Source organism: Paenibacillus sp. LC231 (assembly GCF_001860525.1).
In the GTDB taxonomy this organism is placed as follows: Bacteria; Bacillota; Bacilli; order Paenibacillales; family Paenibacillaceae; genus Paenibacillus_AQ.
Genome location: NZ_JFOM01000053.1, coordinates 246,877 through 261,352, shown reverse-complemented (window position 1 = coordinate 261,352; position 14,476 = coordinate 246,877). Strand labels below are relative to the sequence as shown.

Annotated in this window: 11 protein-coding genes and 1 other annotated feature; of the genes, 10 read left to right on the top strand and 1 reads right to left on the bottom strand. The window is 49.7% G+C overall.

The features are described 5' to 3' along the window. The first annotated feature begins 364 nt into the window (after window positions 1-364). From AK95_RS28450 to AK95_RS28440, 3 genes are all read left to right on the top strand, one after another. The gene (locus AK95_RS28450; protein WP_071223275.1) at window positions 365-1,435 is read left to right on the top strand and encodes a bifunctional 3-deoxy-7-phosphoheptulonate synthase/chorismate mutase; all 1,071 of its coding nucleotides are present in this window, start codon (window positions 365-367) and stop codon (window positions 1,433-1,435) included. 81 nt (window positions 1,436-1,516) lie between these two features. Then, window positions 1,517-1,748 (top strand) — a binding site (T-box leader). Between the two features lie 103 nt (window positions 1,749-1,851). Further along, window positions 1,852-3,414, top strand: coding sequence for a 2-isopropylmalate synthase (locus AK95_RS28445; RefSeq protein ID WP_071223274.1), 1,563 nt, complete (start codon window positions 1,852-1,854; stop codon window positions 3,412-3,414). Between the two features lie 434 nt (window positions 3,415-3,848). After that, the gene (locus AK95_RS28440; RefSeq protein WP_071223273.1) at window positions 3,849-5,012 is read left to right on the top strand and encodes an MFS transporter; all 1,164 of its coding nucleotides are present in this window, start codon (window positions 3,849-3,851) and stop codon (window positions 5,010-5,012) included. A gap of 55 nt (window positions 5,013-5,067) precedes the next feature. On the opposite strand, the gene AK95_RS28435 is transcribed toward AK95_RS28440, so the two are convergent. Beyond that, entirely contained in the window at window positions 5,068-5,880 is an 813-nt protein-coding gene (locus tag AK95_RS28435) for an SDR family oxidoreductase (protein WP_071223272.1), read from the bottom strand. Window positions 5,881-6,130: 250 nt separating this feature from the next. On the opposite strand from AK95_RS28435, the gene AK95_RS28430 reads away from it, so the two are divergent. The 7 genes from AK95_RS28430 (at window position 6,131) to AK95_RS28400 (ending at window position 14,457) form a co-directional block, all read left to right on the top strand. Beyond that, complete coding sequence (locus AK95_RS28430; RefSeq protein ID WP_071223271.1) at window positions 6,131-7,702, top strand: extracellular solute-binding protein; 1,572 nt, start codon at window positions 6,131-6,133, stop codon at window positions 7,700-7,702. Window positions 7,703-7,731: 29 nt separating this feature from the next. Further along, window positions 7,732-8,943, top strand: a complete 1,212-nt coding sequence (locus tag AK95_RS28425; protein ID WP_071223270.1) for a glucuronate isomerase — start codon at window positions 7,732-7,734, stop codon at window positions 8,941-8,943. A gap of 45 nt (window positions 8,944-8,988) precedes the next feature. Then, window positions 8,989-9,291 (top strand): ArsR/SmtB family transcription factor, encoded by a 303-nt coding sequence (locus tag AK95_RS28420; protein ID WP_071223382.1) that lies wholly within the window; start codon window positions 8,989-8,991, stop codon window positions 9,289-9,291. Between the two features lie 149 nt (window positions 9,292-9,440). Continuing rightward, entirely contained in the window at window positions 9,441-10,625 is a 1,185-nt protein-coding gene (locus tag AK95_RS28415; protein WP_071223269.1) for an MFS transporter, read from the top strand. Between the two features lie 204 nt (window positions 10,626-10,829). Beyond that, complete coding sequence (locus AK95_RS28410) at window positions 10,830-11,873, top strand: LacI family DNA-binding transcriptional regulator (protein ID WP_071223268.1); 1,044 nt, start codon at window positions 10,830-10,832, stop codon at window positions 11,871-11,873. Window positions 11,874-12,593: 720 nt separating this feature from the next. After that, window positions 12,594-13,553: an ABC transporter permease gene (locus AK95_RS28405; protein ID WP_071223267.1), complete on the top strand. Its 960-nt coding sequence runs from the start codon at window positions 12,594-12,596 to the stop codon at window positions 13,551-13,553. 19 nt (window positions 13,554-13,572) lie between these two features. After that, entirely contained in the window at window positions 13,573-14,457 is an 885-nt protein-coding gene (locus AK95_RS28400; RefSeq protein WP_071223266.1) for a carbohydrate ABC transporter permease, read from the top strand. Window positions 14,458-14,476 lie beyond the last annotated feature (19 nt).

The following is a 14,476-nucleotide window of genomic DNA, read 5'->3' as shown; positions in this document are numbered from 1 at the left end:
CAATTTTAATTCGGGGTGTAATACAATGCTTCTTAATTAACCAACACGATATGTTATAACAAGCGATGATGGAAAGAGTAAGCGAAAGAACGTTCCTGACAGGAAAGGGCAGCCACCGACTGAGAGCGCCCGGGCGAAGGTTCTCCGCTGAAGTTCATTCCGGAGCTGGTATGCTGATAATCTGCATGTTGCGTGCAGAGGGGTAGGCTTACCCGTAACCCTTGCGTTAAGAGGTTCAAGTGAGATGTGTTTGCTTTTTTTCGGCATATCTAATAAGGGTGGTACCACGACTCCTCGTCCCTTTCCGGGCGGGGGGTCTTTTTGTTTTTATAAACCAGAAAAAAAGGTGAGGGAGAGATTTCAGATGAGTCAAGGACGTTTGGAACAATTAAGATCGGAGCTCGATTCCGTTAATCTTCAACTGCTGGAGCTGTTGTCGGAGCGGGCACGAATTGCCCAGGAGATCGGTCAGGAGAAGCAAAAGCAGGGAGTTCCTGATTTTGATCCGGTACGCGAGAAAAAAATGCTGGATACTCTGGTGGAGCATAACCAAGGTCCTTTCGATAATGAAACGGTGCGTCATTTATTTAAACAGATTTTCCAGGCATCCTTGAAGCTGCAGCAAGTCGATCACAAGAAGCATTTGCTGGTGAGCCGGAAGAAGAAGCAGGAAGATACACTGATTCAGCTGGGCCATACGGTGATCGGCGGCGGCACGCCGGTAATGATCGCAGGGCCATGCTCCGTTGAGAGTTATGAGCAAGTACGCCAGGTTGCGGCTGCTCTTAAGGAAGCGGGCATAATCGTCATGCGCGGCGGGGCGTTCAAACCGAGAACATCGCCTTACGATTTTCAGGGCTTGGGCATTGAGGGCCTGAAAATTCTGAAGGAAGTGGCGTCCGAGTTCGGCCTTAAGACGATCAGCGAAATCGTGGATCCTGCGCATATCGAGCTTGCGTGCGAATACATTGACGTCATTCAGATCGGTGCGCGGAACATGCAGAACTTTGAGCTGTTAAAAGCGGCGGGGGATGTTCAGACGCCGGTGCTGTTGAAACGCGGACTTGCGGCTACGATCGATGAGTTCGTGCACGCTGCGGAATACATCGTGTCCCGCGGTAATACGCAAGTGATGCTGATTGAACGCGGCATTCGGACGTACGAGAAGGCGACGAGAAACACCCTGGACATCTCGGCGGTACCGATTCTGAAACAGGAAACGCATCTTCCGGTGCTGGTGGACGTGACGCATTCCACGGGCCGTAAGGACATCCTGGCCCCTTGTGCCAGAGCGGCTCTTGCTGCAGGAGCTGACGGCGTGATGGTAGAGGTTCATCCCGATCCGGCTACGGCGTTGTCCGATGCGGCGCAGCAGCTGAATATTCCGGAATTCCATGATTTCCTGGCGAATGTGAAGAAGTCCGGATTGCTTTAAAAAAAGCATTCTTTTGCTTCTGGAAGATAAAGGGTTGACAAAACGATTCTCTTTCCTTAAGATAGTTATCAAAATTCATATCGAAATGTTTTGATTAGAAATAGTAAAAGCGAAATGACTTTTCAGAGAGCCGTTGGCAGGTGTGAAACGGTAATGTCGTTCCCTTTGAACTCGTCTATGAACAGCTGCCTGATATCATGTAGGGTTAGCCGGAGTTCCACCGTTACAGGGATAGATGGTGATGGCCATCGAAGAAGATCATTTTGCATAAAATGAATTAGAGTGGTACCGCGGGTTCAACCCCGCCTCTATACGTAGAGGCGGGGTTTTTTTGTTGGTTAAATTCCGGGTTTAACCAACCCCGCTTGATATAAATGAATGAGAATGGATGATCGATGATCGAGGAGGAATATCAAATGGAACGCAACATTATCGTATTGGACACAACCTTGCGCGACGGAGAGCAGGTTCCGGGCGCCAAACTGAACGTACAGCAAAAAATCGAGTTTGCGCAGCAGCTAAAGCGGCTGAACGTCGATATTATCGAGGCTGGTTTTCCCGCGTCTTCGGCAGGGGATTTTCAAGCGGTTCAGGAAATCGCCCGAACCGTAGGCGATAGCGTCTCCATTACTGCGCTTGCACGCGCAGTGAAGAGCGATATCGATGCCGTATATGAGAGCATTAAGCTCGCGCAAAATCCGCTGATTCATATCGTGCTTGGCACCTCGAACATTCATGTGGAGAAGAAATTCAACCGCTCCAAGGATGCGGTGCTCCAGATGGGCGTTGATGCGGTGAAGTACGCCAAAACGCTGTTGCCTCATGTCCAGTATTCGACGGAGGATGCATCCAGGTCTGATTTTGAATATCTGTGGACAACGATCGAAGCCGTCGTGAAGGCCGGAGCAACGATGATTAACGTACCGGATACGGTCGGTTATGCGGTTCCGGATGAGTTCGGCGAATTGATTCGCAAAATCAATGAACGCCTGAAGAATCTGAACGACCAGGTTATTCTCAGCGTTCACTGTCATAACGATCTCGGGCTTGCTACGGCGAACACGCTCAGCGCAGTGAGAAATGGTGCCCAGAAAGTAGAATGCACGATCAATGGTTTAGGGGAGCGCGCAGGCAATACATCGCTGGAAGAAGTGGTCATGGGACTCAAAGTCCGGGAGAATCACTTTAAGGCCTCCACCAATATCCGGCTCAAGGAGCTGATTAGAACCTCCCGGCTGCTGACGCATTTGACGGGCCTGGATGTGCAGGTGAACAAGGCGATTACGGGTGAGAATGCATTCGCGCACTCATCCGGCATTCACCAGGACGGCCTGCTGAAGGATAAACAGGTTTATGAGATTATGTCGCCGGAGGATGTCGGCGCTGACAGTATGGAGCTGATCCTGACGGCGCGGTCCGGAAGGCATGCGTTCAAGAATGCGGTGGAGAAGCTGGGCTTCGAGACAGGCGAAGGCGAAGATTTTGAAGCGTTGTTCGCGAAATTCCTGCAGCTGGCCGATGCCAAGAAGGAAGTATATGACCATGACGTTTTTTATCTGGTGACCCAGCACCGTACCCATGAAGAAGTCAGCAGTCATCTGTATGAGCTGGATTCGTTCCAGGTCGTGACCAATGATCTGTATCCGACGGCAACCGTGAAGCTGAGAAAAGGCAGCGAGACGTTCAGGGACAGCATGGTGGGGGATGGCCCGATCGATGCGCTGTACAGCGCCATGAAAGCGTTGGTCGGTTTGGACGTACAGTTAAAGGATTACAAAATCAATAGTCTGTCCAGGGGAAAAGAAGCCATCGGCCGGGTGAATATCCGAATCGAATATCAAGGCAAAACCTATTCCGGGCGCGCGATGGATACGGATATCATTAAGGCAAGCGCGTTGGCTTTTCTTAACGGGATTAACGCGGTATTGCTTGATGCCGGCCAGGATGTGCAGGTGCAAGCGCCGGTGGATGCACGATAATTCATGTTATGAGACGGTTGCGTTCACCAACGGCCAAGTCATAACGGTAACGTAAAGCTGGTGCGGAGGGTGGATACCTCACGTCTACTTCTAATGTAGAGGTGGGGTATGCGGCCGCCCGTAACCGATGGATTTTAAAAGCACACTTATTGACCGATCGTTACAAAATATATATAATGAGCTGGAAACTATAGGAGAGAGGAGCCGATGATGGTGCGAAGATCATGGAGGGATACGTCCTTGCAGCGAAATGGCATGTTCATTCATGCCGAAATGTAGAGTGGGCGAGGTGTTTTATTTTTTTGTATAGTTTTGTACTATCCGGTAAAATAGTTGGTTGTACGCGAAGTTAGCATCTTATTTGAGCGCTTACGGATTCATTGATCCTATTTTTGTACCGATGATTACAGAAGTTTGTGAAAGGAGTTGTCCCCATGCCATTTTCCATTTATATATTAGGACTTATGATTTTCTCGATGACGACCTCCGAGTTTATGGTAGCAGGCATTATGCCTTCGCTTTCGGCAGAATTCGGCGTTTCGGTTGCAGCCATCGGATATCTCATTACCGCTTATGCCGCCGGCATGATTATAGGAGGACCACTGCTGACGGTAGGGCTATTGAAGGTGCCGCGCAAACAGGCCTTTATGATATTGGCTGCCATTTTTCTTGTCGGTCAGACGCTGGGCGCTGTCGCGCCCACATATGAAGTGATGATGGCTGCCAGAGTGATCACGGGTATCTCCTCTGCAGCGGCGTTTGGCGTCTCGCTTGCGATTAGCTTTTCCCTCGTCGGTCCGGAATCGCGTGGAAGGGCGGCGTCGATCGTCCTCGGCGGTTTAATGGTTGCAACGGCGATCGGACTTCCGCTGGCGATGTGGACCGAGCAGCTATTAGGCTGGCGTGCCAGCTTCTGGGCTGTTGTGGTTCTGGTATTGGCATCGGGCTTGGTGGGGCTGTTTACGATCCCATCCTTGCCCAGAACGGAATCGGCCGGCATTCGTGGAGAGTTTGTCGCCTTCAAGAATCGCCATCTATGGGCTGCATATGCCACAAGCATGCTGATTATCGGAGCTACCTTTGCCGCATTCAGTTATTTCTCGCCGATCTTAACCGATCTTACCGGCTTTGGCGCTCAGGCGGTTCCGATCCTGCTTGGCGTTTACGGTGTGGCAACGGTGCTTGGCAACATGGTCACCGGCAGACTGGCGGACCATTATATGATGCAGATCCTTACGATTGGGTTGGTCGCTCTAGCGGCGGCTTTAGTGGTATTCGGACTGTTTGTGCACAGCCAGGTGATCGCTATGATTGCGGTTGTGATCGTAGGTTTAGCGGGTGTGCCCATGAACCCGGCCATGGCGACCCGGGTCACCCGGGTTGCCGATACGGGGTCGCTTGTTACGACGGTGCATGGGTCCGTGATCAGCCTTGGCGTTGTCGTTGGTTCCTCCGTTGGAGGGATGGCGATGGATGCGGGATTTGGCTTGGCATCGCCTCTGTGGGTAGGGGCGTTCTTGGCTGTTCTCGGTTTGCTGTCCTTACTGCCAGCCGTGCGAGGTAGGGGGACAGCACAGCCTCTGTCTTCCGAACTATGACGGATTACCTGAAACCACCAGCTCCGAATAAAAGGGAGCTGGTGGTTTCTAATTTTCAGCTGAACTGCTGCGTGATCCCCGCCATAAACTCCTCCTCCGAGGCTTTGCTTCGCAAATCCATCAAGAAATGAGCATCTGCTCCGGATAAATAGCGGAAACGGGAGGATGTATCTGTAGCCGCTTCGTAAATGGTTTCCGCAATTAACTCCGGTGTGGAGACGTTGGTTTCAAAGCTGGCCATTTGTTTTTGCAGCACCGTTTCTGAATAGGTTCCATAAGCATTCAGCGAAGGGTCTGACAGCAGGTCCAATGAACGTCCGGTAAAGTCTGTTGCAACGTTTCCGGGCTCTACAACTTTCACCTTAATATTCTGTGCAGCCAGCTCATAGAACAAGGACTCCGAGAACCCTTCGATGGCCCACTTGCTCGCATGGTACAAGGACAGAAGAGGAAAGGCTACTCTGCCGCCAACGGATGAAACATTGATGATCGTTCCCTCGCCGTTCATTCTGAAATGGGGGAGTATAGCCTGGGTTGTCTGGAGGACACCAAATACGTTGACATCAAACTGTTTTCTTACCTGTTCATCGGTTGCGGCTTCAAATGCGCCAATGGCTGCGTAGCCTGCATTGTTCAGGAGCACATCGATTTTACCGAATTGCCGAATCCCTTCAGCGATGGATGTTTCGATCGTTTCCTTCCGTACAACATCGAGTCTTGTGACCAGCATACGCTCTCGCTGAATGAATTCCATCTCCTTCTCCGGCGAACGCATGGTTGCGATAACGTTCCATCCTCGCTCCCAAAAATACTGTGCGGTTCCTCTTCCGATTCCTGAAGATGTGCCTGTAATTAAAATGGTCTTCATGGTCTTGTTCCCCCTCTATTCTCACTTGCAAGGAGAGTATATAACGAACTATGAACAAAGTAAACTTATTTTATTAAATTAGTAAATTAAATATAATTCAAATGGTTATTAAGCACCATGTCTCCTTGAACGGCCAGCATAGGAAAACACATGCGATCAGAAGAAAGTACATGTTAATGCAAGGGAATTGGATGTTATTATGAAAGCGCTTTAGATTTTCAGGTGAGAATTATGGAAGGAAGCGATATGGATGAGAAGAAAATGGAGTTTGGTTTTGATGAGTGCGCTAATCGCCGTAACAGCGGTTGGCTGTAATGGTGCCAAGGAAGCGGATGGAGGAACCCCCGGTTCATCAAGCGCTGCCGCTGATGGCAAGCTGTCTTTCACGATGTCCATGGCAACCAGCGGAAACAAACATGCCGAGCGATCGAAGGATGTAAATGAAGAGAGATGGGTGAAGGAGCTTGAGAAGCTGACCAATACGGATATTGAACTGACGATGCTTCCGCTGAAGGACTTCGACAGCAAAATGACTTTAATGTTTGCCTCCAATGATATTCCTGACGTCGTTCAGAACGTGGGAGGAGCTACAAGCAAGGGAATGTCCGGTTCCGTAGAAGCAGGCGTATTTATGCCGCTTGACGATTTGCTGAAGGAGCATGCTCCGAACTTGATGAAGAGTGTGCCGAAGGAAGCCTGGCAGGAGACAAGCTATGACGGCAAAATTTACGGAATACCGGCATGGCTGTCCAACCCGTCCCGGAGAGGGCTGTATATCCGGACCGATCTGCTGGAGAAGACAGGGCTTCCTGCTCCAAAGACGGTGGATGAATTTCTGGACGTGATGCGTGCGATGAAAAAGGAAGGCGTGGAGTTCCCGTATCAAATGCGGGAGAACTTTAAATATGCGGACACGATTCTGGGAGCGTTCGACGTGCTGCCATCACAGTACGAACTCCAGAACGGGGAGGTCGTTCCCAAGTTCTTCGATGTGGAAAATATGACGAAGGCGCTTGAGACCTATAAGACCATGTACGATGAAGGTCTGATTCCTAAGGATTTTGCGACCCTGACCTCGAGTGATTATGGCAAAAACATTGAGAGCGGTAAATCCGGCATGTGGTCAGCCAATGCCCAGCTTCTCTCAGGATTCCGCGGTAAGTTGAAAAATGCCGTGCCAGATGCCAAGGTCGATATCATTGCTTCGCCGCGCGGTCCGGAGAACACAGGAGGCCATCTGCTGTATTCAAGCATCAATACATCCTACTATATTAACAGCAAGGTATCAGAAGAGAAGGCCATCGGCATTATCAAGTTTTTTGACTGGATGCTGACGCCGGAGGCAGAGACATATTTCTCGTTCGGCATTGAAGGCGAAACGTTCACCCGGGAGAACGGCGCGATCAAGTTTACGCCTCCATCCACGCTGGAAGCGATGGATGAAGACGGTTTCCGCAGCATGTTCTGGTTCGTCCACGATATGGTGTACAACAAGGCAAAGGAAGAACTCACCGAGGACGGGCAGGAGATGATCAAGTTCATGGATACGGTGGTCTTCAAGGAAGGTCTGGGGTCGATCCGCTTCTCCCCGGCGTTGGACGCTTATTCCAAATATCCGGATACCGCGCCGCAAGGCGATGACGTGGGGCCTAAGCTCGTTCTTGATCATATGATCAAGATGATTTATGGCAGAGAGCCGATCTCGGATTGGCCGAAAGTGATTGAGGAATACAAGAAGAAGGGCGGGCTTGAGATCATTAAGGAAGCCACGGACCGTTACAACGAAGGGAAGGGCATTGTCGTCTCGGAAAACCGGAAATAACCGATTCATGAAGAGAAGGAGATGTTCATATGAGCTTGCATGATATGAGCGGCAAACAAGCCGTATTCTTCGAGCGAATCATGGGGCTGCCGGTCTTCGATACCCATACTCACCTTATCGGTGACCGGCTCGGTGCAAGGGACTTTTGGGAAATCGCCCATTACTTCTGGTTTTACCGAGAGCTCCAAGCTGGAGGATACCCGGATGAAGCGGATAAATTACCGGAGGAGGAGCGAATTGCCGCTTTTCTAAAAGCCTATCGATCAACGAGAAGCACGCTGATGAACTGGGTATTTACCTCCATTATGCGTGAGTTATACGGAGTCACCATCAAGGATGAACATTCGGTGCGGGAAGCTATGGCTCGCGTACGGCACGCATCCATCGAAGAGGGCTGGGCTCAGCAAACGGCAGACCGGATGAATATCCGCCGGTTTGTCGTGAATCATCCGGAGCATGCAACGTTTCAAGGCATGCGGGATGATGCTGTATTGATCCCCCGGATTGACGGAGTGCTGGGTCCATGGGTTGACCGCATCGTGCAATCTAATGATCCTGCCAGGACTTTACTTGATGTGAGAGGCGAGATTGACCTGCTGCTTGACGGATTTCGCGAAGCCGGCCTCCCGGGCATCATGACAACGCTGCCGCGGTATGAGTCGAGTTCGCACATCCGTAAGGAGATTGGGCCGGCAAGCGGGCGAGACGACATTCTGATGGAGCTGCTGCACGTCATATGTGGTGCTGCGGATCGGAACGGCCTGCTCGTTCAACTGTTTCTCGGAGTAGAGAGATCTTGGTGCGGCACGGCGTTCCCTGCCAATGATACAGAGCGGATTCTTAAGCTGACGGCTTTGTTTGAGTCGTACCGATGTGAATTTGAGCTTGTGCTTGCATCGGAACTGAACAACCTCGATGCCGTGCAGGCGGCCTGGAATTTCCCGAACGTTCATGTCGGCGGCATGTGGTGGTTCAACTTCCGGGCGAGCACCTACCGGGACAGCATGCAGTACCGTCTGGAGGCACTCCCGGCAAGCAAGAGCTCGATTATCGTCTCGGATGCCCGATGCATGGAATGGAGTTACGGCAAGATTTTGCTTGTGAAGAAGCTGGCTGCCGAGTTTCTGTGGGAGCGGGTCCTATCTGGCTGGATCGACGAAGAGACGGCGCTGGATACGGCAAACGAATGGTTCTACGCGAGTGCCGTGAAACGCTATGGCATTCGTACGGAGGATCAGTAAGGGAAATGGGTTGACATATCGATAAATCCCGATATAATGATACGTATGAAACCAATCGAAGTTTTTAAAGCGCTGTCCAATGAATCAAGGCTTGAAATATTGCAGTGGCTCAAGGAACCGGAACAACATTTTACACCCCACGAAGGGATTGATATGAGGAAAGTCGGGGTATGCGTAACCCAGGTGACCGAGAAATTGAATATGACGCAGTCCACCGCATCGCAATATTTATCGATTCTGCATCGGGCGGGTTTGATCAAGACGGAGCGGCTTGGGAAATTTACGTATTATACGCGGGATGAAGAGGCTATCCGAGAAATTGGAGAGTATTTAAAGCAGGAGATTTAGAGCAGGTACTGAATGATTCCTTCAGAAAAAAGGAATATTCAGTCTTGTCTCGCACTACACATCTAGATATTGCGATATGTCTTTTTATTGCTTTAACATATCGACAAATCGTGATATATAAATATTATTAAAGGAGTGGAAATACAATCATGACGGGTGCTTGGAAAATTTATTTTTTGGCGATCGTTAGTTTTTTAGTAGGAACATCGGAGTATATTATATCGGGAGTTTTGGATAAAATTGCGGATTCGTTAGGAATTACGATAACCGCAGCCGGTCAGCTGATCACGATTTTCTCATTGGTCTATGCGATCTTGACCCCCGTTCTTATGGCACTGACCGCTAGAATGGAGAGACGGAAGCTGTTGGTTTATTCATTGGGTATTTTTGTGATCGCGAATCTATTGTCGTTTGCCCTTCCGGGGTATATTCCGTTTGTAATTGCGCGCGTTATTATGGCGATGGGCGCAGGAATGGTAGTTGTAACTGCACTCGGGATTGCCGCCAAAATCGCACCGCCGGGTAAACAGGCGAGTTCGATCGCTACGGTTGTCATGGGCTTCACGGCTTCCCTGATTATCGGCGTCCCTCTCGGCCGTGTCGTAGCTGCTGATTTTGGATGGAAATCAGTGTTCGGTTTCATTGCCATTCTGGGGGTTGTTTCCATGATCGTGCTGTACAAGGCGATTCCCCACACCAAAGGAGATGCTCCCGTACCGCTGCTCCAGCAATTCGCGCTGCTCAAAAAGCCTAAAGTGGCACTCGGTTTGGCGATCACCTTCTTCTGGCTGGGCGGGTATTCTATTGCCTATACGTACCTGTCTCCTTACCTTCTTCATGTTAGCGGTCTGAACGAAGGTCTGATTAGTGCGGCGCTGTTTGCCTTTGGCATTGCCAGCCTTATTGGCTCCAAGTTCGGCGGATTCAGTACAGATCGATGGGGAGTGCCGCTTACATTAACAGGGGGCATGATTCTGCATATTCTCGCGTTAATCGTTCTGACTTTTACTCAAGCAGCCGTATCGGCCATCCCCGTATTTGCAATTCTTGTTATATGGTCGTTATCCGCCTGGTCTTCCGGTCCGACACAGCAGTATAACCTCGTTCAGCTGGAGCCGAATTCATCGGGGGTCATGCTAGGCCTGAACCAATCCGTGATGCAGCTCGCCATGGCTGCTGGCGCAGGCATCGGAGGATTTGCCGTTGAGCAATGGTCCTTGTCATCCATCACCTGGATCGGTGCCGGGGGCGTTGCCATAGCCATGGTAGTGTCGTTTGTACTTTTCCGTTTAGGAAAGCGGGAGAGCATGGGGCGCGCGCCATTGGAAGCGTAATGAATAACCACTGATGACGCAGTGCTGTTGGATAGCTTAAAATGCACCATTTCATACTTTCGTAAACGAAAGAATCCATGAGACATCTCCTTTCTTCTCAGCGATCAGAGTCATCAATTTGACGCCCCAAAACCAGAAAGTTTATGCTATGATCAATGGATGGCGGAAAATTTGGTTCCAAATTTTGCGAAGGAGGAGATGCGATTGGCTAAGCTCAAAGATATTGCCGAACGGGTCGGGGTATCCATATCTACGGTTTCACGTGCCATCAGCAATGATGCAAGCCGTCCGGTCAGCGAGGATACCAAGCAGAAAATCCGGCAGGCGGCGCTTGACCTTGGTTATAAACTGCCAGAGTCATCCCAAAGGGTACATGATAACGGCATAGCCGATAAACGGGTTGTCTGCGTCGTTCCCCAAAACCTGATGGACGACCACCCGTATTTCTCAACGGTTCTTGCCGGTTTCCATAAAAAAATGGAGGAGCTCGGACAGCCCCCGGCGATCGTTCGTACATGCGAGGAAGTCGCCGATGCGGACAAAATACGCCTCATGCTGAGGGAGACAGGAGCTCAGGGGATTGTAGCCGTCAGTTGGTATGACAAGGAGCTGTTTGAACTGATACAGCAGGCCGGCGTTGCCATCATGGGAGTGAGTTTGAATGATGAGCGGCTGACCGTACCGGTTGTAGACTGTGACCGGATTTCATCCGCGAGGGCAGCCGTAAGCCACCTGATTGACCAGGGACACACGCGAATCGCCTATATCGGGGGGCCTGCGTATTCCAAGCAGATGGAGAGCGAAGAACGGTATGTTGGATATAAATTCGCTATGCTGGAAGCCAACCTGGAGGTGCGCGAGGAGTGGCTGATGAATACCGGATGGAATGTGGATCGAAGCTTCAGCAAGCTGTCCGAGCTGCTCGGAGGCCTTCCCAAAGAGCAATGGCCAACGGCTGTTTTTTGTGCCAGCGACATGCTGGCCATTCCGGCGATGCGTGCCGTTGTCGAGAATCAAGGCAGAATCCCGGAAGATATCGCGATCGTGGGGATGGATAACATTGATGTGGCCCAGTATACAACGCCCCCGTTAAGCTCTGTCTCCGTGCCGAAGTACGAAATCGGCAGGGTAGCTGCCAAATCAATCGTGGATTATTTGGACGGGCATTTCAAGGTGGCAACCAAAATATTGCCGCCATGCTCATTGATTGTTCGGGAGTCTTCAAGTTTCACCAGAACATACATTTAACTAACACATTGTGTGTGATTAGTTAACATAAAATATGAAATAAAGGTTATTGAACAGCTGTCGGGTTGAAATCCGATAGCTGTTTTTTGTGGTTTTTCATCCAAACATTGAGGTTTTTGGGCCAAAATAGTCCAAAAAAGTATTTGACAATGCCATATTGCTATATTATCATGAGTGAAAATCAACCAAATGTTTGGAATGATGTTTCTGGTCTTGGTAACTGCTAAACGATTCTTCGCATAACTTCACTCTAGTCATCGATTTCGTTTTCATACCTTGTATTATAAAGGTTTTGATAATAGAGAGAATTCCTCCCGTTCATGAAACAGGCCCTTCGCATGGTGCCTTTTATGTACCAGTACGGATCCAAATTTAGTCCGTAATTATCCAAAAACATATCCAAAAACACTCCGAGAAAATGAAATAACACCCGCCTGCTCGGGTCTTATTTATAAATTGATTTGGCGTTACTATACCTAACATATAGTGAACTGGAATAACTGTATTCGACAATCGGATAGCTTGAGGCGGTGGTAGCTTAGTCATATGATGGATTGCATAGCAAAGGAGGGAAATCACAAACCAGTACTTTTCAAGCTCGATGCATCTAAAGGAACTGATCCGCTGGTTGAGTGGATACCCATGCTTTGATGGCATGTCAAAATCGCTTTGCTGGTGAAACGAGGTTAATCCAATCCCATACATACGAGGTGATGCTCATTGGCTAATACGCCCCTGCACTCCGCAGCAACCGTGGTTCCCGAAACGAAACGTAAGCGCTTACTGTGGAATCGCGTCTTACGCAATTGGCAGCTTTATGCCCTGATTTCACCAGTCATCGCCTATTACATCCTGTTCCAGTATGTTCCGATGTACGGCATCCAGATCGCCTTTAAGGATTTTATAGCAACGCAGGGGATATGGGGCAGTCCGTGGGTCGGCTTTGAGCACTTCGATCGCTTTTTCAACAGTTATTATTTCTGGCGCCTGATCAAGAACACGCTGGGCATCGGTTTATACAGTCTTGCCGTCGGTTTTCCGATCCCGATTATTCTGGCTTTGCTCATGAACGAGGTTCGGGCTGAACGGTTCAAGAAATTCGTGCAGACCATCACATATGCGCCTCACTTTCTCTCTACTGTGGTTGTTGTCGGGATGATGATGATTTTTCTGTCGCCCCGTTACGGCATCATCAATCATTTTATTGAAATGTTCGGCGGTCAGCCGATCAATTTCATGACTGAACCCTCTTGGTTTAAATCTCTTTACGTTCTGTCGGATGTATGGCAGACCATGGGCTGGAGCTCCATTATTTATTTGGCTGCCCTTGCCGGCATTGACAACCAGCTGCACGAAGCGGCGCGCGTCGATGGTGCAACCAGGCTTCAGCGCATATGGCATATTAACATCCCTGGCATCATGCCAACGATCATCATCCTCTTGATCCTCAATATGGGCAGCATTATGGGTATCGGGTTCGAAAAGGTGCTCCTGATGCAAAACAACCTGAATATGGAGAGCTCCGACATTATAGCCACCTACGTCTACCGAATGGGAATCCAGAATGCCGAGTACAGTTTCTCCGCTGCCATCGGATTGTTCAATTCCATCATCAATTTTGTCCTGCTGGTAGTCGTGAACTTTATTTCGAAGCGCGTGAGCGAGACCAGCCTTTGGTAAAGAGGGGAGTGAAAGAACCATGCAAATTGAAACCAGAGGGGACCGCATTTTTAACGTTATCAACTATACGATTCTGATCCTGGTCACCATCATTGTCATGTATCCGCTGGTTTTTGTGCTCAGCGCATCGTTTAGCGACCCGCAGGCGGTTCTTAGGGGCGAGATGCTGCTGTGGCCCAAGGGCGTTAACCTGAATTCCTACGTAAAAATTTTTCAGAACAAGGATATCATCAGCGGCTTTTCCAACACGCTCGTATATACGTCGCTTGGCACGTTCATTAATCTCACGATGACCATCCTTGCTGCCTATCCGCTGTCCCGGAAGGATTTTGTCGGACGAAATGCGATCATGGCGCTGCTGGTCTTCACGATGTTTTTCAGCGGAGGACTCATTCCTACATATTTGCTGATCAAGAACCTCGGCATGCTGAATACGCTCTGGGTCATGATTATCCCGAATGCCGTATCCATCTGGAACATCATCATTATGCGCACCTTCTTTCAGCAGTCCATACCCGGCGAGCTGCAGGAGGCCGCGACGATTGATGGATGCTCGAACATTAAAATCCTGACCCGTATTATACTGCCGCTGTCCATGCCGATTATCGCAGTGACCATATTGTTCTATGCGGTCGGTCATTGGAATGCGTTCTTCAATGCACTTCTGTATTTATCGGATAAAGATAAATTTCCGCTGCAGCTCATCCTGCGCGAAATTTTGATTCAGGGACAAACGAACGATATGGTCAAAATGTCGACCGAATCGGCGATCAAGCAGCAAAGGGAAGTGGAGGGCATTAAGTACGCGGTGCTGGTCGTGGCGAATATTCCGGTGCTGGCCCTCTATCCGTTCCTGCAGCGATATTTTGTCAAAGGCGTGATGATTGGGGCCATCAAAGGATAATTCCTTGCATGGAAATATG

Excerpts from the sequence above, each read along its gene's own strand:
- AK95_RS28450 (WP_071223275.1), top strand. The coding sequence starts at position 365 with ATGAGTCAAGGACGTTTGGAACAATTAAGATCGGAGCTCGATTCCGTT.
- AK95_RS28445 (WP_071223274.1), top strand. The coding sequence starts at position 1,852 with ATGGAACGCAACATTATCGTATTGGACACAACCTTGCGCGACGGAGAG.
- AK95_RS28440 (WP_071223273.1), top strand. The coding sequence starts at position 3,849 with ATGCCATTTTCCATTTATATATTAGGACTTATGATTTTCTCGATGACG.
- AK95_RS28435 (WP_071223272.1), bottom strand. The coding sequence starts at position 5,880 with ATGAAGACCATTTTAATTACAGGCACATCTTCAGGAATCGGAAGAGGA.
- AK95_RS28430 (WP_071223271.1), top strand. The coding sequence starts at position 6,131 with ATGAGAAGAAAATGGAGTTTGGTTTTGATGAGTGCGCTAATCGCCGTA.
- AK95_RS28425 (WP_071223270.1), top strand. The coding sequence starts at position 7,732 with ATGAGCTTGCATGATATGAGCGGCAAACAAGCCGTATTCTTCGAGCGA.
- AK95_RS28420 (WP_071223382.1), top strand. The coding sequence starts at position 8,989 with ATGAAACCAATCGAAGTTTTTAAAGCGCTGTCCAATGAATCAAGGCTT.
- AK95_RS28415 (WP_071223269.1), top strand. The coding sequence starts at position 9,441 with ATGACGGGTGCTTGGAAAATTTATTTTTTGGCGATCGTTAGTTTTTTA.
- AK95_RS28400 (WP_071223266.1), top strand. The coding sequence starts at position 13,573 with ATGCAAATTGAAACCAGAGGGGACCGCATTTTTAACGTTATCAACTAT.